18 protein-coding genes and 1 tRNA gene are annotated in these 21,077 nt (G+C 63.3%); 11 read left to right on the top strand and 8 right to left on the bottom strand.

What is annotated here, in order from left to right; all coding sequences use genetic code 11:
- The first annotated feature begins 91 nt into the window (after positions 1-91).
- The 9 genes from hutC (at position 92) to AC07S4_RS11660 (ending at position 13,242) form a co-directional block, all read left to right on the top strand.
- Complete coding sequence (hutC, locus tag AC07S4_RS11700) at positions 92-820, top strand: histidine utilization transcriptional repressor HutC (RefSeq protein ID WP_494986812.1); 729 nt, start codon at positions 92-94, stop codon at positions 818-820.
- Between the two features lie 148 nt (positions 821-968).
- Entirely contained in the window at positions 969-5,687 is a 4,719-nt protein-coding gene (locus tag AC07S4_RS11695) for a PAS domain S-box protein (RefSeq protein ID WP_494986811.1), read from the top strand.
- A gap of 10 nt (positions 5,688-5,697) precedes the next feature.
- Positions 5,698-6,144 carry a response regulator gene (locus tag AC07S4_RS11690; protein WP_494986810.1) on the top strand — a complete coding sequence of 149 codons (447 nt, stop codon included), beginning with the start codon at positions 5,698-5,700 and terminating at the stop codon, positions 6,142-6,144.
- A 229-nt stretch (positions 6,145-6,373) separates the two neighbouring features.
- Complete coding sequence (trxA, locus tag AC07S4_RS11685; protein WP_161072853.1) at positions 6,374-6,700, top strand: thioredoxin TrxA; 327 nt, start codon at positions 6,374-6,376, stop codon at positions 6,698-6,700.
- Between the two features lie 133 nt (positions 6,701-6,833).
- Positions 6,834-8,096 carry a transcription termination factor Rho gene (gene rho, locus AC07S4_RS11680; RefSeq protein WP_057153038.1) on the top strand — a complete coding sequence of 421 codons (1,263 nt, stop codon included), beginning with the start codon at positions 6,834-6,836 and terminating at the stop codon, positions 8,094-8,096.
- Positions 8,097-8,281: 185 nt separating this feature from the next.
- Positions 8,282-8,551: a type B 50S ribosomal protein L31 gene (locus tag AC07S4_RS11675; RefSeq protein WP_161072854.1), complete on the top strand. Its 270-nt coding sequence runs from the start codon at positions 8,282-8,284 to the stop codon at positions 8,549-8,551.
- Between the two features lie 78 nt (positions 8,552-8,629).
- Positions 8,630-10,345 carry an ArnT family glycosyltransferase gene (locus tag AC07S4_RS11670; RefSeq protein WP_494986809.1) on the top strand — a complete coding sequence of 572 codons (1,716 nt, stop codon included), beginning with the start codon at positions 8,630-8,632 and terminating at the stop codon, positions 10,343-10,345.
- 78 nt (positions 10,346-10,423) lie between these two features.
- Positions 10,424-11,140 carry a substrate-binding periplasmic protein gene (locus AC07S4_RS11665; protein ID WP_494986808.1) on the top strand — a complete coding sequence of 239 codons (717 nt, stop codon included), beginning with the start codon at positions 10,424-10,426 and terminating at the stop codon, positions 11,138-11,140.
- Between the two features lie 191 nt (positions 11,141-11,331).
- Positions 11,332-13,242 carry an AAA family ATPase gene (locus AC07S4_RS11660; protein WP_494986807.1) on the top strand — a complete coding sequence of 637 codons (1,911 nt, stop codon included), beginning with the start codon at positions 11,332-11,334 and terminating at the stop codon, positions 13,240-13,242.
- Between the two features lie 10 nt (positions 13,243-13,252).
- On the opposite strand, the gene AC07S4_RS11655 is transcribed toward AC07S4_RS11660, so the two are convergent.
- Positions 13,253-13,642 (bottom strand): hypothetical protein, encoded by a 390-nt coding sequence (locus tag AC07S4_RS11655; RefSeq protein ID WP_494986806.1) that lies wholly within the window; start codon positions 13,640-13,642, stop codon positions 13,253-13,255.
- A gap of 136 nt (positions 13,643-13,778) precedes the next feature.
- The gene (locus AC07S4_RS11650; protein ID WP_494986805.1) at positions 13,779-14,186 is read right to left on the bottom strand and encodes a hypothetical protein; all 408 of its coding nucleotides are present in this window, start codon (positions 14,184-14,186) and stop codon (positions 13,779-13,781) included.
- Between the two features lie 179 nt (positions 14,187-14,365).
- On the opposite strand from AC07S4_RS11650, the gene AC07S4_RS11645 reads away from it, so the two are divergent.
- The gene (locus AC07S4_RS11645; RefSeq protein ID WP_494986804.1) at positions 14,366-14,845 is read left to right on the top strand and encodes a GNAT family N-acetyltransferase; all 480 of its coding nucleotides are present in this window, start codon (positions 14,366-14,368) and stop codon (positions 14,843-14,845) included.
- Here the strand turns inward: AC07S4_RS11645 and AC07S4_RS11640 are convergent.
- From AC07S4_RS11640 to AC07S4_RS11630, 3 genes are read right to left on the bottom strand one after another with little or no spacing between them, the layout of a single operon-like run.
- Positions 14,842-15,132: a helix-turn-helix domain-containing protein gene (locus tag AC07S4_RS11640; protein WP_494986803.1), complete on the bottom strand. Its 291-nt coding sequence runs from the start codon at positions 15,130-15,132 to the stop codon at positions 14,842-14,844. The two genes, AC07S4_RS11645 and AC07S4_RS11640, sit on opposite strands and share 4 nt — an antisense overlap.
- On the bottom strand, positions 15,122-15,445 hold the full coding sequence (locus AC07S4_RS11635) for a transcriptional regulator (protein ID WP_494986802.1): 324 nt from the start codon (positions 15,443-15,445) through the stop codon (positions 15,122-15,124). Before AC07S4_RS11635 ends, AC07S4_RS11640 begins: the two co-directional genes overlap by 11 nt.
- Positions 15,446-15,478: 33 nt before the next feature.
- Positions 15,479-17,440: an APC family permease gene (locus tag AC07S4_RS11630; RefSeq protein WP_494986801.1), complete on the bottom strand. Its 1,962-nt coding sequence runs from the start codon at positions 17,438-17,440 to the stop codon at positions 15,479-15,481.
- 326 nt (positions 17,441-17,766) lie between these two features.
- On the opposite strand from AC07S4_RS11630, the gene AC07S4_RS11625 reads away from it, so the two are divergent.
- A tRNA-Leu gene (locus AC07S4_RS11625) sits at positions 17,767-17,851 on the top strand.
- A 313-nt stretch (positions 17,852-18,164) separates the two neighbouring features.
- Here AC07S4_RS11625 and AC07S4_RS11620 read toward each other — a convergent pair.
- The 3 genes from AC07S4_RS11620 to AC07S4_RS11610 form a co-directional block, all read right to left on the bottom strand.
- Positions 18,165-19,088 (bottom strand): hypothetical protein, encoded by a 924-nt coding sequence (locus AC07S4_RS11620; protein WP_494986800.1) that lies wholly within the window; start codon positions 19,086-19,088, stop codon positions 18,165-18,167.
- 145 nt (positions 19,089-19,233) lie between these two features.
- Positions 19,234-19,581: a hypothetical protein gene (locus tag AC07S4_RS11615; RefSeq protein ID WP_494986799.1), complete on the bottom strand. Its 348-nt coding sequence runs from the start codon at positions 19,579-19,581 to the stop codon at positions 19,234-19,236.
- A gap of 79 nt (positions 19,582-19,660) precedes the next feature.
- Entirely contained in the window at positions 19,661-21,043 is a 1,383-nt protein-coding gene (locus AC07S4_RS11610) for a hypothetical protein (protein ID WP_494986798.1), read from the bottom strand.
- Between the last annotated feature and the right edge of the window lie 34 nt (positions 21,044-21,077).

The following is a 21,077-nucleotide window of genomic DNA, read 5'->3' as shown; positions in this document are numbered from 1 at the left end:
GCCATGCTATCGGGCCGCCAAGGCTGCCGCACTCCGGCTCTTGCTTTTGAATTCATGCCCTGATGCCCCTGCGCAATGCTAAAATCACCACATGAACCAGCACACCAGCGAACAGGCAGCCGAAACCACTCCCATCTTCCAGCGCATCAAGGACCATTTGCTCGAGCAGATCGCCGCCGGCGTGTGGAAGGAAGGCGATGTCATCCCGTCCGAACAGGCGCTGGTCAAGCAGTTCGGCGTGTCGCGCATGACGGTCAACCGCGCCGTGCGCGAACTGACCGCCGAGCAGGTGCTCACCCGCCGCCAGGGCTCCGGCACCTATGTGGCGCAGCAAAAATACCAGGCCACGCTGCTGGAAATCAAAAGCATCGCCGACGAGGTGCGCGCGCGCGGCCACGCCCACCGCAGCAGCCTGCAGCTGCTCGAGCAGAGCAAGGCCGGCGACCTGCTGGCCAAGCAGTTCGAGCTGCCGCCCGCTTCGGTGCTGTTCCATTCCGTCATCATCCACTTCGAAAACGGCGTGCCCATCCAGGTGGAGGACCGCTGGGTCAACCCGGCCTGCGCCCCGCTCTATATGAGCCAGGACTTCGCCGCCGTCACGCCGAACGAATACCTGATGGCCGCCGCGCCGCTGCAAGGGGCCACCTACAGCATCGAAGCGCTCAGCCCGCCGCGCGACATCGCCGACATGCTGGCCATCGACACCCGCCAGCCCTGCCTGGTGCTCAAGCGCCAGACCCGCTCGGCAGGCCAGGTGGCGTCCACCGCCACCATGTGGCACCCCGGCCACCGCTACCAGTTCGCCGGCAGTTTCGCCTGACGCCGGAGGGCCACGGCTTGCATGCCGCTAGCCGGCTGCAAGCTTGTGCCCGGACGGCAAGAAGTAAACGCTTTTGTTAAAACTTCGATGCTATAGTTGACTGGACATGACGGGGCTGCTGCCCCGCTCCATTGTGAAAGGGAAGCTCTTGCCGCACCGCCGTCTTCAGCCCAGTTTGCCGCCCGGCCGGCGCCGCCTGCGTTGGGCGGCCGCACTGGCCTGCGCGCTGGCCGGCGCCCTGGCGGCGGGCGGCGCCGGGGCGGCCGAACCCATCACGGTGCAGCTGAAATGGCTGCACCAGTTCCAGTTCGCCGGCTACTACGCGGCGCAGGACAAGGGCTACTACCGCGACGCCGGGCTGGACGTCACCCTGCGCGAGGCCCAGCCCGGCACCGATCCGGTGCAGGCCGTGCTGGACGGCAAAGCGCAGTACGGCGTGGGCAACAGCACCCTGCTGCTCAAACGCGCGGCCGGCCAGCCGGTGGTGGTGCTGGCCTCCATCTTCCAGCACTCGGCGGCGGCGCTGCTGGTGCGGCGCGGCGAGGGCGGCAAGCCGTTTGACTGGCGCGGCAAGCGCCTGATGCTGGCCAATAGCAACGACGAACTGCGCGCCTACCTGAAGCAGCAAAAAGTCGACCTGGCCGCGCTGCACAACCTGCCGCACAGCTTCAACCTCGACGACCTGATCAACGGCAAGGTGGACGCCATGTCGGGCTACACCTCGGAGGCGCCCTATCTGCTCGACCGCAGCAATCTACGCTACGACATCGTATCGCCGCGTTCGGCCGGCATCGATTTTTACGGCGACAACCTGTACACCACCGAGAGCGAGCTGCGCGAGCATCCCAAGCGCGCCGCCGCCATGCGCGCGGCCACCCTGCGCGGCTGGCAGTACGCCATGGCCCACCCCGGCGAAATCGCCGACCTGATACGCGCCCGCTATCCCAACAGCCACAGCCGCGAGCACCTGATGTTCGAGGCCCAGCAGACCGGCGCGCTGCTGGAGCAGCGGCTCATCGAACTGGGCTACAGCAATCCGGCGCGCTGGCGCGCCATCGCCGACACCTACGCCAGGCTGGGCATGATGCCGGCCGGCTTCACGCTGGAAGGTTTCCTGTACCAGCCCCCGCCCAGCACGCTGGCCTGGCAGTACGGCGCCGGCCTGGCGCTGCTGGTGCTGCTGCTGGCGGTGGCCGGCTCGCTGCGCCTGCGCCGCCTGGGCCGCGAGCTGGCCGCGGCCGGCGAGCGCGCCCGCAAGGCCGAGCAGCTGACCAGCTTCGCGCTGGAAGGCACCGGCGACGGCGTGTGGGACTGGCTGCCGCAGGAGGACGAGCTGACGCTGTCGCCGCGCTACTGCGAGATCCTGGGCTACGACCCGGCCGAGTTCAAGCCCGACACCCAGGCCGTGATGGCGCTGGTGCATCCGGACGACCTGGCCCGCGTGGGCAACGAATTCATGCTGCCGGCGGCCGAACCGGCGCCCGACGCGGCCGAGCGCACCGCGCTGTCCTGCGAGTTCCGCATCCGCTGCCGCGACGGCAGCTGGAAATGGGTGCTGGCGCGCGGCATGGTGGTGGCGCGCGACGGCAGCGGGCGCGCGCTGCGCCTGACCGGCACGCTGGGCGACATCAGCGAGCGCACCGCCGCCGAGGAGGCGCGCGTGGCCGCCATCCTGGAGGCCACGCCGGCCGCCATGCTGCTAGCCGACCGCCACGGCCATGTGCGCCAGGCCAACGCCGCCTGCGCCCAGTGCTTCGGCTACGCCCCGGAACAGATGGCCGGCCTGTCGCTCGAGCAGCTGGTGCCCGACACCATGCGCAGCGCGCCGGGCCGCCCGCGCGAGCTGTTCAGCCGGCACGGCCTGCCCGGCCGCGTGCTGACCGCGCGCCGCCAGGACGGCAGCCATTTCCCCGCCATGGTGCAGCTGGCGCCGCTGCAAATGGCCGGCCAGGGCCTGGCCGTGCTGTCGCTGCGCGACATGACCCAGCGCCAGCGCGCCGAGGAGGCGCTGCAGGCCAATTCCGAGCGCTACCGCCTGATCGTGCAGACCGCCGCCGAAGGCATCTGGATGACCGACGCCAGCGACCAGACCACCTTCGTCAACCCCACCATGGCGCGCATGCTGGGCTATGAGACCGAGGAGATGGTGGGCCGGCCGATGAGCGCCTTCATGGACGAGGACGGCCAGGCCATGCTGCTGCGCCACCAGCGCCGGCGCAGCTCCGGCCAAGCCGAGCAGGGCGACGTGCGCTTTTTCCGCAAGGACCACACGCCGATGTGGGGCCTGCTGTCGACCACCCTGGTCAACGACGGCAGCGGCGCCTACGCCGGCACGCTGGCCATGATCACCGACATCAACGACCGCCGCCTGGCCGACCAGGCGCTGCGCAACTCCAGCCGCCGCATGGCCTCCGTCTTCAACGCCGTCACCAACGGCCTGGTGGTGCTCAACGGCGACGGCCTCATCCTGGAGAGCAACGCGGCCGCCGCGCGCATGCTGGGCACGGCCGCCCACCCGGGCGCCGGCCTGTGGCCCGGCGTGCACGAGGACGGCCAGCCCTTTGCGCGCGACGCGCATCCGGTCTACCTGGCGCTGGTGTCGGGCCAGTCGGTGCGCGGCGTGGTGATGGGGGTGCGCCAGGCGGACGGCGGCCTGAGCTGGCTGTCGGTGAACGCCGAGCCCATGCGCGACGAGCTGGGCGCCACGCCGATGGCGGTGGCCAGCCTGACCGACATCAGCTACCGCAAGCGCAGCGAGGACGCGCTGCGCCAGGGTGAGCAGCGGCTGCAGGAAATCATCAAGATGATGCCCACCGGCCTGTTCATCAAGGCGCCGGACGGCCGCTTCCTGCTGATGAACCCAGCCTGCGAGGCGCAATTCGGCTACCGCTTCGACGAGCTGATGGGCGGCGACGACAGCGCCTTCCACTCGCCCGACGAGCTGGCCGCCTTCCGCGCGCGCGACGCGGCCGCCTTCGCCGGCGGCGTGATGCTGGACTACGAGGAAACCGTGTGGAACCCCACGCTGCGCGACCAGCGCCACCTGCGCACCTTCAAGAACCCGGTGTTCGACGAGCGCGGCCAGCCGGCCTACCTGATCTGCATGTCGATCGACATCACCGACAGCAAGCAGGCCGAGCAGGCGCTGCGCGAGCTGAACGAGCACCTGGAGGAGCGCGTGGCGCAGCGCACCGAGCAGCTCGACCAGGCCAAGCAGGTGGCCGAGGAAGCCAGCCTGGCCAAGGGCCAGTTCCTGGCCAATATGAGCCACGAAATCCGCACCCCGATGAACGGCGTGATCGGCATGGCCTACCTGGCGCTGAAGACCGACCTCGACCCGCGCCAGCGCGACTACCTGGAAAAAATCCGCTTCGCCGGCGAGCACCTGCTGGGCATCATCGACGACATCCTGGACATTTCCAAGATCGAGGCCGGCAAGCTGGAGATCGAGCAGGTCGACTTCGCGCTCGACCATGTGATCCAGACCCTGACCACGGTGGTGGCGCCCAAGGCGGCCGGCAAGGGCCTGAACCTGCTGTTCGAGCTCGACCCCACCTTGCCGCCGGTGCTGCGCGGCGACCCGCTGCGGCTGGGCCAGGTACTCATCAACTACACCAATAACGCCATCAAGTTCAGCGAACAGGGCCACATCGTCGTGAAAGTGGTCAACGCGGTCAGCGACGCGGCGCACTGCCTGGTGCGCTTCGAGGTGCGCGACCACGGCATCGGCCTGTCGGAGGAGGAAATGGGCAAGCTGTTCCAGTCCTTCCAGCAGGCCGACACCTCCACCACGCGCGAATACGGCGGCACCGGCCTGGGCCTGGCCATTTGCAAGCAGCTGGCCCAGCTGATGGGCGGCGAGGTCGGCGTGCGCAGCGCGCCGGGCCAGGGCAGCACCTTCTGGTTCACGGCCAGTCTGGGCGTGTCGCCGCGCGCGGTGCCCGAAATTATCAACAGCGTGAGCGACGCCGCCGCCGAGCTGGTGGCCAGCGCGCGCAGCGCCGCCGTCATGGCCACGCTGAAGGACGCCCGCATCCTGCTGGTGGAGGACAACACCTTCAACCAGCAGATCGCGCTGGAAATGCTGGAGGAGGCGGGCAGCTCGGTATGCCTGGCCAACAACGGCGAGGAGGCGCTGGCCCTGCTGCGCCAGGCCAGCTTCGACTGCGTGCTGATGGACGTGCAGATGCCGCTGATGGACGGCCTGGAGGCCACCCGCCGCATCCGCGCCGACCCCGCGCTGGCCGAGCTGCGCGTGCTGGCCATGACCGCCACCGCCACCAGCGACGACCGGGTGCGCTGCCTGGACGCCGGCATGGACGACTTCATCTCCAAGCCCATCCAGCCGGCGCTGATGTACCAGACCATCGCCAACTGGCTGCCGGCCCAGCGCGCCGGGGAAGACGGCGGCCAGTCCGACGGCGGCGCGCCCGCCCCCGCGGCGGCGCCGCGCCCGCGCCCGCGCCCGCCGGCCTTCCGGCCCACGCTGGCGGGCGACCCGGCGGTGATCGATTTGTCGGTCCTGGCCCAGCTGCTCGGCTACAATCCGCAAAAGATACGCAAGTTCGCCTTCAAGTTCCTGCAGACCACGCAGGCCGGCTTCGAGGAGATCGACGCGGCGCTGGCGCGCGGCGACGTGGTGCGCTTGCGCGAACTGGGCCACCGCATCAAGTCCTCGGCGCGCACCGTGGGCGCCTTCGGCATGGCCGAGCTGTGCCTGGCGCTGGAACAGCTGCCATCGGTGCCGGGGCAAAGCCCGCAGGACGAGCTGGCCCAGGCGCGCGCGCTGTGCGCCGGCCTGTGGCCGCTGCTCGACCAGGTGACCGAGGTCATCATGAACAACACCACTTTCGCCAACGATAACTAAAAAGCGTGCAATGAGTAGTCAAGAAACAAGCCAAGAAACCAGCACCGCCCAGGCCACCCCGCTGCGCGTGCTGCTGCTGGACGACGACAGCTTCATGCTGGCCCTGCTGGAAGACATGCTCGACGAACTCGGCAGCTTCGACGTGGCCGGCGCCAGTTCCGCCAAGGCCGCGCTGGCGCTGCTGGCGCAGGCCCCGCCGGACCTGCTGATCTGCGACCTGTCCATGCCGGACATGGACGGCATCGAGTTCCTGCGCCTGGCGGCCGAGGCCAGCTACCGGGGCGCGGTGGTGCTGCTGTCGGGCATGGACGCGGGCGTGCTGCGGGCCGCCGAGCGCCTGGCCATGGCCCAGGGGCTGGCCATCCTGGGCGCTTGCAGCAAGCCGGTGGCGGTGGCCGAACTGGAGCGCCTGGTGGCGCTGGCGGCCGCGCACCGCCGGTCCGCGCCGGCCCGTTAAAGCGTTGCTGTGCAACAACAGCAGCATTTTCCGCACAGGCGGCAAAAATGCGTTATTATTTGAGCTATCTCCCGCCTGTTATCCTCTTGCCATCTTTTAGGGCATCTGTTGAATTCATGGAATACGTCTCCATCTGCGGCCTGTAACCCGGCAGCGTCCAGACGATATCCAGCGACAATGGCTAATCATCCAGGCGTAACTAACCCCTAGCTCCCATTGAGGGAAAAACATGAGCGAAAACATCAAACACATTTCCGATGCCTCCTTTGAAGCCGACGTGCTGAAATCCGACCGCCCAGTGCTGGTCGATTTCTGGGCCGAATGGTGCGGTCCTTGCAAGAGCATCGCCCCTATCCTGGAAGAAGTGGCCAAGGAATACGACGGCAAGCTGACCATCGCCAAGCTGGACGTGGACTCCAACCAGGCCATTCCGGCCAAGTTCGGCATCCGCGGCATTCCAACGCTGATCCTGTTCAAGAACGGCGTGCCGGCGGCGCAAAAAGTCGGCGCGATGGCAAAAGGCCAGCTGACCTCTTTCATCGACAGCAATATTTAAGTAAGATAGGCGGCGCTGCGCCCGCAGCACCGCCTGCTTGGCCGGGAAATGGGCCACACCAGTTCCCTCTTTGATCAACCCCACGCAGTTCCCTCCCCTACCTTTTTCTTCCCGTCACGGGACACTCACACATATGCATCTATCTGAACTCAAGGCCTTACACGTCTCCGCTCTGCTGGAGATGGCGATCGGCCTGGACATCGACAACGCGGCCCGCCTGCGCAAGCAGGAACTGATGTTCGCCATCCTGAAGAAGCGCGCCAAATCCGGCGAGCAGATCTTCGGCGACGGCGCACTGGAAGTGCTGCCGGACGGCTTCGGCTTCCTGCGCTCCCCGGACGCGTCCTACATGGCGTCGACCGACGACATCTATATCTCGCCTTCGCAAATCCGCCGCTTCAATCTGCACACCGGCGATTCGATCGAAGGCGAAGTGCGCACGCCGAAAGACGGCGAGCGCTATTTCGCACTGGTCAAGGTAGACAAGGTCAACGGCGAATCGCCGGAAGCCTCGAAGCACCGCATACTGTTTGAGAACCTGACGCCGCTGCACCCGAACGAGCCGCTGCGCCTGGAGCGCGAGATGAACGGCGCCGAGAACATCACCGGCCGCATCGTCGACCTGATCTCGCCGATCGGCAAGGGCCAGCGCGGCCTGCTGGTGGCCTCGCCGAAGTCCGGCAAATCGGTCATGCTGCAGCACATTGCGCACGCCATCACCGCCAACCACCCGGACGTGACCCTGATCGTGCTGCTGATCGACGAACGTCCAGAGGAAGTGACGGAGATGCAGCGCTCGGTGCGCGGCGAAGTGGTCGCCTCGACCTTCGACGAACCGGCCACCCGCCACGTGCAGGTTGCCGAGATGGTGCTGGAAAAAGCCAAGCGCCTGGTCGAGATGAAAAAAGACGTGGTCATCCTGCTGGACTCGATCACCCGCCTGGCGCGCGCCTACAACACCGTGATCCCTGCCTCCGGCAAGGTGCTGACCGGCGGTGTGGACGCCAACGCGCTGCAGCGTCCGAAGCGTTTCTTCGGTGCGGCCCGCAACATCGAAGAGGGCGGCTCGCTGACCATTATCGCCACCGCGCTGATCGAAACCGGCTCGCGCATGGACGACGTGATCTACGAGGAATTCAAGGGCACCGGCAATATGGAGGTGCACCTGGAGCGCCGCCTGGCCGAGAAGCGCGTCTACCCGGCGATCAACCTGAACAAGTCCGGCACCCGCCGCGAGGAACTGCTGATCAAGGCCGACCAGCTGCAGAAGATCTGGATCCTGCGCAAGCTGCTGTACTCGATGGACGAGATCGAAGCGATGGAGTTCATCCTCGACAAGATGAAGGCCACGAAGACCAATCTGGAATTCTTCGACATGATGCGTCGCGGCGGCTGATTCGCCACGCAGCAGCATGACAAAGCGGCAAGCACGCGGGGGCAACCCCGGCGGCTTGCCGCTTTTTTTTATCCGCTGTATAATCGACGGTTGTTTTTAACCACCGGCAAGTGAGCGGCAATCGGGTCAAGAAGCTGGACGACCGACGAAGTGCTGTTTGGCTACCCACACCTAGAGAGAAGCACATGAAACCAGAAATCCATCCAGACTACCGCGAAGTTGTGTTCCACGACCTGTCGTGCGACTTCAAATTCATCACCCGTTCGACCATCGGCACCCGTGACACCATCACGCACGAAGGCAAAGAATACCCACTGGTGAAGATCGAGGTTTCCTCGGAATCGCACCCGTTCTTCACTGGCCAGCACAAGATCGTCGACACCGCCGGCCGCGTGGAAAAATTCCGCCAGAAGTTCGGCAAAGTCGGTTCCAAGACCGCGATTGCAGCAGGCTAATCTGCCTCAATGCACGAAAAAAGGCAGCTACGGCTGCCTTTTTTTCATTCATACTCATTCCTTTTTGCGCCCCTGCCGATGAAGCCTGTCCGTCTGCCCGCCGCCGCCACGCTCGCCCTGCCCCGCTGGGCCATCTACGCCCTGTTCCTGCTCTACATCCTGCCGGGCCTGATCGGGCGCGAACCGTGGAAGAGCGACGACGCGGCCAGCTTCGGCATCATGTGGACCATGGCGCAGGGCGGCCTGCAGGACTGGCTGTGGCCGAACATCGCCGGCCTGCCCATGCCCGACGAAGGCCCGCTGGCGTTCTGGCTGGGCGCCGCCTGCATCAAGCTGTTCAGCTGGCTGCTCGGCGACGTGCTGGCCGCGCGCGTGTCGACCATTTTCGTCTTCCTGCTGGGCGTGCTGTCGCTGTGGTACGTCACCTTCGCGCTGGGCCGCCGCCAGGACGCCCAGCCCCTGAAACTGGCCTTCGGCGGCCAGCCCGCGCCGGACGACTTCGGCCGCACCCTGGCCGACGCGGCCAGCCTGATCTACCTGGGCTGCCTGGGCCTGCTGGTGCAGAGCCACGTCACCACCGCCGAGCCGCTGCAGGTGGCCCTGCTGTCGCTGCTGCTGTACCGCTCGGTGCGCTACATGGAACTGCCCTCGCTGCGCAACGCCGCCCTGATCGGCCTGGCGCTTGGCCTGATGGTGCTGGCGCGCGGCTGGCTGGCGCCGGCCTTCCTGCTGCTGGCCCTGTTCCTGTGCGCGCAATTCCTGGCCATGCCGGCCCGCCGCACCCTGCGCGACCTGGCCGTGGCCGCCGCCGTGGGCGCGCTGGCCACCCTGCCGTGGCTGCTGCCCGCCGTGCTCACCAACGGCGGCGAGCAGCTGGCCGCGTGGATGCAATGGAACTACGCCCAGATCAGCCTGCCGTCGCCGCAGTCGCTGGCCTATTTCCTGCGCGTGGGCGTATGGTTCTTCTGGCCGGCCTGGCCCTTCGCCGCCTGGGCCGTGTACGCCTGGCGCCGCCAGACCCGCGTGCTGCACATCGTGGTGCCGGTCACCTTCGCCAGCATGGCCGCGCTGCTGGCCCTGTTCCATCCCGCGCCCGAGCAGGGCCAGCTGCTGCTGCTGCTGCCGCCGCTGGCCATCATGGCGGCCTTCGGCCTGCTGACCATGAAGCGCGGCGCCATCAACGCCATCGACTGGTTCTCCGTCATGGTGCTGACGCTGTGCGCCGCCATCCTGTGGCTGTTCTGGAGCGCCATGCTGACCGGCTGGCCGGCCAAGGCGGCCCACAACGCGCTCAAGCTGGTGCCCGGCTTCACGCCCGAATTCCACACCCCGGCCGTGCTGGTGGCCTTCTGCGCCACCGTGGGCTGGTTCCTGCTGGTGCACTGGCGCCTGTCGCGCCAGCCCGCCGTGCTGTGGCGCGCCGTGGTGCTGTCGTCCGGCGGCCTGATCCTGGTGTGGGTGCTGGCCATGACCTTGTTCCTGCCGGCCGCCAACTACAGCAAGAGCTACGCCACCGTGGCGCGCCAGGCCGCCGCCGCGCTGCCGGCCGGCGTCGGCTGCGTGGAAACCAATGTGGGCCCGGCCCAGCGCGCCGCCTTCGTCTACTTCGGCAAGCTGCCGTTCGGCAAGCCGGGCGCGCATTGCCCATTGCTGTTGCTGCAAGACAACATCCGCATCGAGGACAGCCTGGAGCTGGCGCCGCAGTACCGCGCGCCGCACTGGGAGCAGATCTGGGACGGCCGCCGCGCCTCCGACCGCCAAGAGCGATTCAGGCTGTACCGCCGCGTGGAGTAAGGGCTCGCGCGCTGTTGCCGTGCTATGCTGTGCGCAATCACGAGAATCGTCATGGCAATAAGAGTTACTTTACTGGCAATGTGTTTCAGCGCCGCGCAAGCCTTCGCCGGCCCGCCGGAAACGTTGTTCATTGCTGGCGAGCATAGTCCGCCCGCCAGCTGGAAGGACGGCGAGCAAGTCACCGGCCGCGAAACGGAGAAAGTGCGCGAGCTGCTGGCCCGCGCCGGCGTGCCTTACCAGATCGACATCCTGCCCTGGAAGCGCGCCTACACCCTGGCGCAACGCCAGCCCAACACCTGCGTCTACTCCACCTCCCGCACGCCCGAGCGCGAACAGCAGTTCAAATGGATAGGCCCCACCGACGAGGCCGAATGGGTGTTCATCGGCCGCACCGACCACGCCTTCCCGCTGCGCACGCTGGAGGACGCCCGCCCGCTGCGCATCGGCACCTACAACGGCGACGCGCGCGACGAGTTCCTGCGCGCGCGCGGCTTCAACGTGGAGCCGGTGCAGAACGACGCCTCCAACCCCAAGAAGCTGCTGCTCAAGCGCATAGACCTGTGGGCCATCGGCATGCGCGCCGGCAGCAACGCGCTGGCGCAATTCCCCGAAATCGAGCGCGGCGAGCTGGCCCCGCTGCTCAGTTTCCACAAGGTTAAAGTCTACCTGGCCTGCAACCCGGCCCTGCCGGACGCGCTGGCCGACAAGATGAACGCGGCCCTGGACAGCATGCGCCGCGACGGCACCCTCAGCCGCCTGGAACGCAAGTACGCACAGTTGGAAAAACAAAAATAGTCCTTGTAATCAAGGCATTATCAAGCTGTCCACGTGTCGCCGCAGGCTGATATTTCTCGCGCAAACTGCACACAAAACAGGCAGAGCACGCTATAGTGCTGGCTAGCAATGCTGGTCACCGCCCCACCCTGCGCCCAGCCCCATACGACATCCCGGCCCCAGCCCGCCGGCAGTCCGCAGAGTCCAACACCATGTTCAACATCTACAAGCTTCAGCTCGCACTCAGGAACACCTGGGTCCGTGTCGCCCTGCTGGCCGTCATTGTGCTGGCCATCGCCATCGCCGCCTGGCGCAGCAATGTGGAGCAGGACGGCGCGCCGGTGCTGCGCTCGCAGAACATCGCCGAGATCACCGCGCTGGCCGGCCAGCGCGCGCGCCTGGACTACCTGCTGGTGGCCAAGCCGCTGTCGGACGCGCCGCGCTACATCTACAAGTTCAAGGACGCGCCCGAGCTGCACGTGGTGAAAGTGCCCAGCACCTCCCACCTGAGCCTGGAGCGCGAAGTGCTGCTGCGCAACGCCATTCCCTACGGCATCGCGCAGGAAGACTGGCTGGCCAGCCACAAGGCCGTGCTGCAGGACGACGGCGGCGCGCTCGCGCCCGCGCGCGACTTCCTGCAGCGCCACGCGTTCGACATCACCGTGGTGCTGCTGCTGTTGCTGGGGCTGAAATTCGGCCTGCCCGGCATGGGCATGAACGCCAGCGTGATCACGCCGGACCAGCTGAAGGGCAGCCTGGACGACCTGATCGGCATGGACGACATCAAGCAGGAAGTGCTGCACCTGGAGGACATGATACGCAACCGCCGCGTCTACCAGTCGCACAACATCGACAAGCCCTTCAACGTGATGCTGACCGGCCCGGCGGGCACCGGCAAGACCAAGCTGGCCGGCTACCTGGCCAAGCGCCTCAACATGCCGCTGATCCAGGCCTCCGGCTCGGCGCTGGAATCGGGTTATATCGGCGGCGGCTCCAAGGCGCTCAACGCGCTGTACAAGAAAGCCTGCGCGCGCGGCTCCTGCATCATCTTCCTGGATGAGGCGCAGGGGCTGTTCATGCCGCGCGGACGCGGCGAAAAGAAATGGGAAGACGACACCGCCAACACCCTGCTCGGCCTGCTCGACGGCGTGAAGAAGGAAGAAGGCGCGCACGTGATCTGGGTGGTGGCCTCCAACTTCGACGACAGCAGCTCGCAGATGGACGAGGCCATGCTGCGCCGCTTCTCGGTGAAGATCAACTTCCGCCTGCCGAACAAGAACGAGCGCGCGCAGCTGCTCGCGTCCTTCCTCAAGCGCAAGCAGGAAGGCTGCGTCGACTGGCCCAAGCTGGACCTGGACCAGGTGGCCGAGATCACCGCCAACCTCAGCCCCGCGCTGCTGGAAACGGTGGTGGAGCGCGCCAGCATGATCGCCATCCAGGAAGGCAAGATCATCGACACGGACCTGATGTTCCGCGCCTTCGAGCGCGCCACCATAGGCCTGACCGACCGCGCCACCACGGCCGAAAAAACCCGCCAACGCGAGCGCATCGCCTTGCACGAGCTGGGCCACTTCTTCATGCAGATCGACCCGTATCTGCGCCAGGGCCTGCCGCTGCACGAGGTGAAGGAAAAATCGCACCTGCTCAAGATCAGCACCGAGTCGGTGTCCAAGCTGGGCGCGCTGGGCTATGTGCTGTCGGCCGGCGACGACATGGCGCTGCGCACGCTGGAGGAACTGGAACAGGACGTGATCCAGCTGTACGGCGGCGTGGCGGCGGAAGAGCTGTTCTACGGCGCGCGCGGCATCTCCGTCGGCAGCCAGAACGACATCCAGAAAGCCACGCGCCTGCTCGACACCATGGTCAACCAGCTGTCGATGTACACGCGCTCCAAGCTGGACTACAGCCAGTTCAAGCGCGACAACAACGAGCACACGATGGCCGAAGTGGAAGCCAAGGCGGACCAGCTCTACAGCTACACGCTGGGCGCCATCGGCGACTACCGGGCCGCCATGGAGTCCATCAAGGACGAGCTGCTGGAGCGCTACGTGCTGTCGAAGGACGACATCTTCGCGCTGCTGGAAGAAAGGCTGGACACGGCGCCGCTGCAGCGCGCCGCCTGAGCCGGCGCCGCTAGCGCGACGCCATCATCACCGTATCGGCAGGCAGCGCGGCGCTGGTCGCCAGCCGTTCGTAATTGCGGATGGTGACGGCGGCGCCCTTGTTGCTGAACTCCACGCGCGTGCCCGCCGCGGTGGCAAACACACCCGGCGCGCGCGGCAGCATCTCCATCTGCGCCTCGCCATAAAGGTGCACGAAATAGCGCTGCCCGCGCGAGAAGAACGCAATGCGCTGGCCATTGCTCAAGTCGTAGGACGCGGCGTAATCATCGAACTCGCCGGGCGCCAGCCGCACGGTCTGCGGCGCCTTGATCTGCACGCTGTCCGCCTGCGGTTCCGCATACGCGCCGGGCATGCCCAGCCACAGGGCCGCGCACATGGCGGCGCCGAAATAGATTCTCATGGTGCACTCCAATCAGCGGATAGGCCGCTGCCGCATCACTCCATACTAGCAGTCATGCGGCGGAGCGTAACTTCCGATTGCACTGATTATTTCTATCCCGGCACACCCGCTGATAGCCCTTAGGTAAAGGCGCGCTTCAACGACGGGCCAGTACCGTCACACCGGTGGCGGGCATCTTGTGCGCCATCGGCAGGCGTTCCAGGTTGTCGATGGCGACCACGTCGCCGCCTTCGCGGAACTCGATGCGGGTGCCGGCTGCGGTCCGGAACACGCCCGGCGCCTGCGGGTACATTTCAGTGCGCGATTCGCCCGGCACTTCGGCGTAGTAGCGGTTGACGGTGCTGGAGAATTTGATCTTGCCGCCGCCGTCGAGCACGAACAGATTGGCGTACTCATTGAACTCGGCAGGCGCCAGCTTGTAGCCGTTGCGCTTGATCTGCACGCTGTCGGCGTTGTCGCCAACGACCTGCGGGCCGGCGATGGCGCCGCTGGCGAAGATGGAAAGGGCGGCAGCTGCTGCCATTGCGACGAATGCTTTTTTCATGATGCTTCTCCGTATGCTGGTTGACCTGGTGGTCACCGCTGTTCTCGTTGTAGCGGGGACAGGTTCACAATAGCAAAGCGGATTTTGCACCGCACGCGGCGCGCGACAAACGGCGGATTTGCGGGGGCGAACTGCAGTCCGCGCGGACAGGCGGTGAAGCGGCGGAGTAAGATAAGCGCATGCAGATCCGACCTTACCGGCGCGGCGAAGAAGCCCAGCTGCGCGCCATCTTCCACGCCTCCGTGCACGGCCTCGCCAGCCGCCACTACACGGCCGAGCAGCTGCGCGCGTGGGCGCCCGAGCAGTACGATGCCGCATTATGGGAACAGCGCATGCGCGCCAACCAGAGCTGGGTGGTGGAGCTGGACGGCGTGCTGGCCGCCTTCGCCGACCTGCAGCCGTCCGGTTATATAGACATGTTCTTCGTGGCCCCGCCGTATGCCGGGCGCGGCATCGGGCAGGCGCTGCTGCGGCATTTGTTCGGGCTGGCGGCCGAGCGCCGCATCGCCGTACTGCGCTCCGACGTCAGCCTGACCGCCGAGCCCTTCTTCACCCGCCACGGCTTCTCCGTCGAAACCCGCAACGAAATCCCCACGCGCGGCGAACTGCTCTCCAACGCCACCATGCGCAAGCTGATGCCCGCGCCATATACCAACTAAGCCAGCTCGCGCAGCACTTCGGGATACTTCAACGCTATCTTCAACAAGGTCTGCGCCGCGCCGGAGGGATTGCGGCGTCCCTGCTCCCACTCCTGCAGCGTACGCAAGGACACACCCAACAGCCTTGCAAACGCAATCTGCGACAAACCCGACTGCAGGCGCACAGCAATAACCGGCGACACCGGAATCGGCGTACCCTGCCCTGCCAGCATTTCCCGCACCGACTGTTCCAACTCCGCCGCCAAGTCCCTGGAGTTTTCCCAAGCCGCCAGCGCTTCAGCGTCCATAGGCTTTTTCGATGGCATTCCTCAACTCCCTTAACTTTTCCCCAGCGATCGCGTCAAATTCGTTTTTCGCATAAATGAACAGCAGTATGATCTGGCCGCTGGCGAGCCGGTTGTAATAGATCACTCTGACGCCGCCTGATTTTCCACTGCCTGCCTTACCCCAACGAACTTTGCGCACCCCACCCGAGCCTTTTACAACATCCCCTGCCTCAGGAAATTGTGCAAGATGAGCCGCAAACTCCGCCCGCTGGTCTTCAGTCCAGTATGAAGGCCAGAGGCGCTGAAACGTCGGAGTTTCGATTATCGTCAGCATGGCCCATTGTACGTCTTTGACGGACTTCGGAAATTACACCTTCATCGGCAGAATCACCATCTGCAAACCCTCCAGGTGCAGGCGGCGCTGGATGGCGAGGGAGGCCTGGTTGTGCAGGGCGCGGGTGAACCAGTTGTCTGCGGAGAAAATGAGCTTGCTGGTAAAGAAGATCGCGTTCGGGAATTCATTGCTGATTTCTTCGCACATGCGCGTCACCTCCTCCACCGCCTCGGTGCCGAAGCCGAGATAGGACGAGGACGCCATGCCGTGGCTGTGGCAGAAGTCCACAAAGTATTCCAGCGTGGTTTCCGCGTCGCTGCGCATCTGCTCCAGCGCGCCCTCGCCGCCGTAGGCGTGCGAGTCCACCGTGCGCGCATTGATGAACAGGAAGTTCTTGAAGTGGCCCGGGAACATGCGCTGCACCCACAGCAACGCGTGCAGGCCGCCGCCGCGCGAATTGCCGACGATGAAGACCGCCGTCTGGTCCTGCGGGTCCGGCTCCACCGCTTCGGTGTTGCTGCCGAATGGCTGGCTGGCGAACACCTCGTCCACCGAATGGATGGCGCGCTTGGTTTCGCGGTAATGGTTGCGCACCACCACGCACATGGCGGCGATGGCGCCGATAATCAGCGCCGTCGCCCACCCGCCCTCGGCAAAGCGCTCGATCAGCAGCAACGCCAGGATGCCCGCGCAAATCGTGAAGCCGACCAGCGACAGCAGGAAGCGCCCGAACCAGCGCCGGTTCTTCTTGCGGTTGCGCACCCAGTACAGGCACAGGCCGAACAGGGAAATGGCAAAGGTCAGGAACACGGAGATGGAATACAGCACCACCAGCAAGGTGACGCTGCCGCCGGTCCACCACAGGACGGCCAGCGCGGCCAGTCCCATGACCAGGATGCCGTTTTGCGTCACCAGCCGGGTCGACAGGTAGCGGAACTTGTGCGGCACCCAGGAGTCCGCCGCCATATTGGCCAGCACCGACGGGCCGCCCAGGAAGCCGGTGTTGGCCGCCACGAACAGCAGCCCCGCCTCGAACGCCAGCACCACCGCCAGCAGCAGCTGGTTCAGCATAGGCCCGCCCAGCCCCATGTGGTTGATGATGCTCTTGAAGGTGGACGCGTTCAGCGTTTCGCCCGCCACCGGCTGCGCGTCCCACAGCAGGTAGAGCATGATGATGCCGCCCGCCGTCACCGCCAGCGAGAGCGCCATGTAGAGCATGGTCATTTTGCCGGTGCGCACGCGCGGCTCGGCCAGCAGGTTGACGTTGTTGGACACCGCCTCCAGCCCGGTATAAGTGCCGCCGCCCTGAGAGTAGGCCAGCAGCAGCATGCCGGCCACGCCGGTCCAGCCTATGCCCTGCGCCAGGCTGACGGTTTCGTTCAGGGTGCTGGGCACCAGGCCGGGCAGGTTTTCCGCGTGCGCGTAGACGCCGTACACGATCAGTATCAAATGGGTGATGACGAAGCCGACGAAGATAGGCAGCAGGATCTGGATCGCTTCCTTCAGGCCGCGCAGATTCATCACGATCAGCAGGCCGATGAAGAACACCTCCGCCCACAGCTTGTAGGGCTGGAAGCCGAGCGGCAGGAAGGAGGCCAGCGCGTCCACCCCGGAGGCGATGGAGATGGCGATGGTGAGCACATAGTCGAGCACCAGCGCGCAGCCGGAAATGAGGCCCATGTAGGGGCCCACCAGCTTGGTGGCCACGCGGTAGCCGCCGCCCCCGGTCGGGAACAGTTCGATCACCTGGTTGTAGGCCAGCGCGATGATGAACACGGTGATGGCGGTGGCGACGGCCATATACAGGCCGAGGTGGGTGTGCGCGCCCAGCGCGCGGAAGGTCTCTTCCGGGCCGTAGGCGGACGAGGACAGGCCGTCCGCGCCCAGTCCCACCCAGGCCAGGAAGGCCACCAGCGCCATCGAGTGGCGGGTCTCGCTGCGCATCGGGTCGAGCGCCTTGCCGAGGATAAGTTCGCGTATCTTCTTGTTTTTCATGCCTTTGGCGCCCGCTGGGGGCGGTTTGCATCGGTAGCGGGAATGATGACACAGCCGGACCATGCGCAGGCTTACAATTTCAGCGGGGCTGGACTATAATGCATGCCTTGCGCGTACCGTGCCGCCCTGGTGGTGGAACTGGTAGACACAGCAGACTCAAAAGACGCCGCGTCGGCACTGTCGGCATGCGTTAAGTTGTTGAAGTATAAGAATTTTTACTGTCGAAAAATCTAAGGAAATGCTTGTATAGATTTGTATAGTTTTTGACAGAATTAGCAGCCACCTGAGCGTGCTGTATGATGTTGAAGTTGATGTAGCAAGACCCTGCCTCGGTGGTGAAACTGGTATACACAGGAGACTCAAAATCTCCCGCTGAAAGGCGTGTCGGTTCGATTCCGACCCGAGGCACCAAGATTGAGTAGAAAAGCACCGACTTGTTCGGTGCTTTTTTCATTTCCGGTCGCCGTATTTGCCGCCATACCTTCCGACCAAGTTGGTCGGTTTGGTCGGTTTGGTCAGCTACATTTCCGCCCTACTGCTTCCCCTGAATTTTCTGCTGCGCGTATTTCAGCGCAGGAGTCGGCTACGCGCTTTTTGTGCAGCACACCTGATGAGTGGGATTTGCCCAGACCGACCACAGGCGAACACACCAAAATCAGGATCAGGAAGGGCACATCATGTTTAGTCGTTCTGACATGATCTGGCAGCGCGTGTCATTTCAAGTCTAACTGGGCTTCGTTCGCAAATCCTTGATTGCCTCCATTAGCCGAGCGAGCTGTTTATATTTGGCATGCGCGATCCAGCCCTCTGCGCGCAACAATGTCAACTGACTAGACAAATATCCGGATAGCTCACGCCACTGCTCTCGTGCAAAGGCAACAGCATCCTCAGCATCCAAAGTCTCGGACAATAGGTATTCTGACCAGTCGTTCGCACAGCCCAAGCGATACTCTTGCAAGAAGCGAACAATCCCGAATAATGCAATGTCTGCAAAAGCGTTGCGGTCATATGAAACGCCGATCTTCATCTGGAAGACAGACGCGATGCGAGGCTGCAAAAATTCCGCGTCATCGAGCTGTTTGCGCGCATCCGGCTGATATGGAGGACCACCACCGCCATCATCGAAAGGCATCGACCGTCGATATACCTTCGTCAAAATTCCAAGCACCAGCGCGCAATCCGGGTCGAGAAACAATTGGTTATTGCGAATAAGGATTTGTACCGCTTGGTAGCTTTGCTCTGGGACCGGGCCAGCAATATATGTCTCTGGATCGTAATTTCCCCACCATTGTTCAATGGTGGCGGCGGTTTCATTTAGAACCGCCTTAAATGCTTGCTGTTGATGATCAAAGAAGAGCGACGTGCGAAGTTGACCGATCTCGTTAACATGCGTGATTTCCTGCAACTTTGCGTCTAGCATACCCTTTTGATCTTGCAACTTTGCGTCAAGCGCACCTTTTTGATCTTGCAATTTCTCGTCCTGCACGCGCTTGTGTTCCAAAAGTGCAGCGCCATATTCGTGCTTAATAGATTCACTAAGCCTTGCGGATATCCAAGTACGTGCCAACCAAACACCACCGAGACTGACGAAAGTGGAGAGCGCAATTGGTGGAATAAGATCAAGCAAACTAGACGGCATCGTGTGCATCTTTCGAAGAAGGAACAGCGACAGGCACGGCGCAGCCTCGCTTACTACTGCCGTCTCTGCCTGCGTTGCTGGCGGGTTAATGTAAAGAGCAAAGCTAACTGCAAGTCCGCCGACAGGACACTGCGAAGGAGAAAATAGACTTCAGTTACTTCTTTCCTGACTGTCTATTGTCTTCGACCAGAGAGCCGAATTTCTCTTTGAGGGCAGCGACCATGTCATCGTCGATCGGCATTCGGTTTTGTACCTCACTGGTGAGAGCCTGCTCGATCACATACTCGGGGACCGAATCAGCACCGAGGTTCTTTTGTAACATCCGCAAGAAGTCGATACCGCTAAACATCTCTTGGATTGATTCGAACCCTCCCACCCCGGAGGTGCCTTCATGCGAGGTATTGGCTGAAACCTCCCAACAGAAACCCATCACCGGGTCACGGCGTAAAAGTACGCTTACCTCCTGCCCCCGGCTATTAGCGCGCTTACCATCATGGCTCATCACTGCTCCAATTTATGAATGTGGTTGATCTCGGAACCATTAGCTAATCCATCCTTAGCCTCAGTGCTTTCCTCTGTTTTTATTGCGCTTGACCATTAAACAAGGGGAGTTGAGTTGTCTGCATCGCCCCCAGTTTTTCAAGGTAGAGTTCATCTAAATCGGGCGGATACTCCAGCCTACCCATTGCTGCGCTGATGTCTTCCAGTGTCAGCAAAGCCACTTGGTGTTGAGCCAAAAATTCGTTTTCGTTCACGATTGACGTAAGTGGTTGGTTGACAAGCAAGATAGCCATAACCTCACGGTTAATTCCGTACTTGCTTTCCGCCGCAATTAGCCCCTCCCTTCTCCCAACAAGTTTTCCGACCTTTTCGCGAATGTTCTCCACTTTGGTTGTACATTCGACCAGCGCGAGTTTCTTATTTGGCGTCTCAACGATAACATCCGGCGTATCGCTCCCCGGCGGATTCAAGCTCGTTGCACCTATCAGATGTAAGAGCGCAGCGGTTCCAACTTCGAGTTGGCGAGCATCCTTAGGCGAAAACAGATATTTGTTAAGCTGAGTTAAATTCGGGTCGAGGTATCGGTAATCGGTAAGACGAGGATTTAGACTCTTGTGCGGGTCAAGCACGAGCAGGCGGCGCACAGTGAATCCATCGACAGCAACCATCAATTGCGCTGTCGCGCAATCATCAAGATCCATTTCAAGTCGCCCAGACTCGAATCCTGGCCGATCAGCAGGAGTCCATGTGACCTGTGCACCAATTTGCCTACGACGTGCAGTGGTGGGGTTGGGAAATTGCCGCAATCCAATTGTGAGTTGTTCTGGTTTGAACACTGTCCGCTTGAGGACGTGCAGCTTTAAGTGATTTTCCTCAAGGCTGCAATCGCTAATAATAAGGTCAGCTGGCGGATGCAGCTTGATGGAGATTGTCGGGCGCATCGGAATATGGCCGGTTATCCCGAACCCGAACAAAGAAAGCAAGTCAGCAAGCCCGTCAAAAGGTATCGTATTGCAGCGGAGTTCTGCATTGGTCTGCGCATAATCAAATTGGTGACTGAGCATGATATTGCTGTTTGTCCTTACCTCCAGTTCGACAACACCGAATTCTGGCTCGTTTAGCGATATCGGGGCGTAGTTATAAATGCTCTCATCCCCTGGGAGTACCATCGCCAGACCAGCTATTTCAATCTTCCCCTGTCGTGCCTTACCCACGAATGACACTAGTTCAGCGGTATCAATCGGTATCGCAATTTGACCGACTTTAAGTTTGCTTGTAGAGACAATCTCCGTAATCGGGGTAGCGCATACGAATGGAAGAAGCTTTATCTCCGCAGATAGAAGCAACCACGAATCATTGACAAAAACGCAAAGGAATCGCATCTCAAGCTGCACGACAGCGGCCTTCCAGCTGTCGAAGATACGGTTGAAGTGTTCGACTTGAAAATCTGTTGGTGTATTCATGATGTTCTTGAACTGAGACGCTGACACAAATGCC

The sequence above is a fragment of the Pseudoduganella sp. GW821-FHT05F09 genome, from assembly GCF_059419605.1.
The sequence above is the reverse complement of the archived record's forward strand: the minus strand, read 5'-3'. Positions and strand labels throughout refer to the sequence as shown.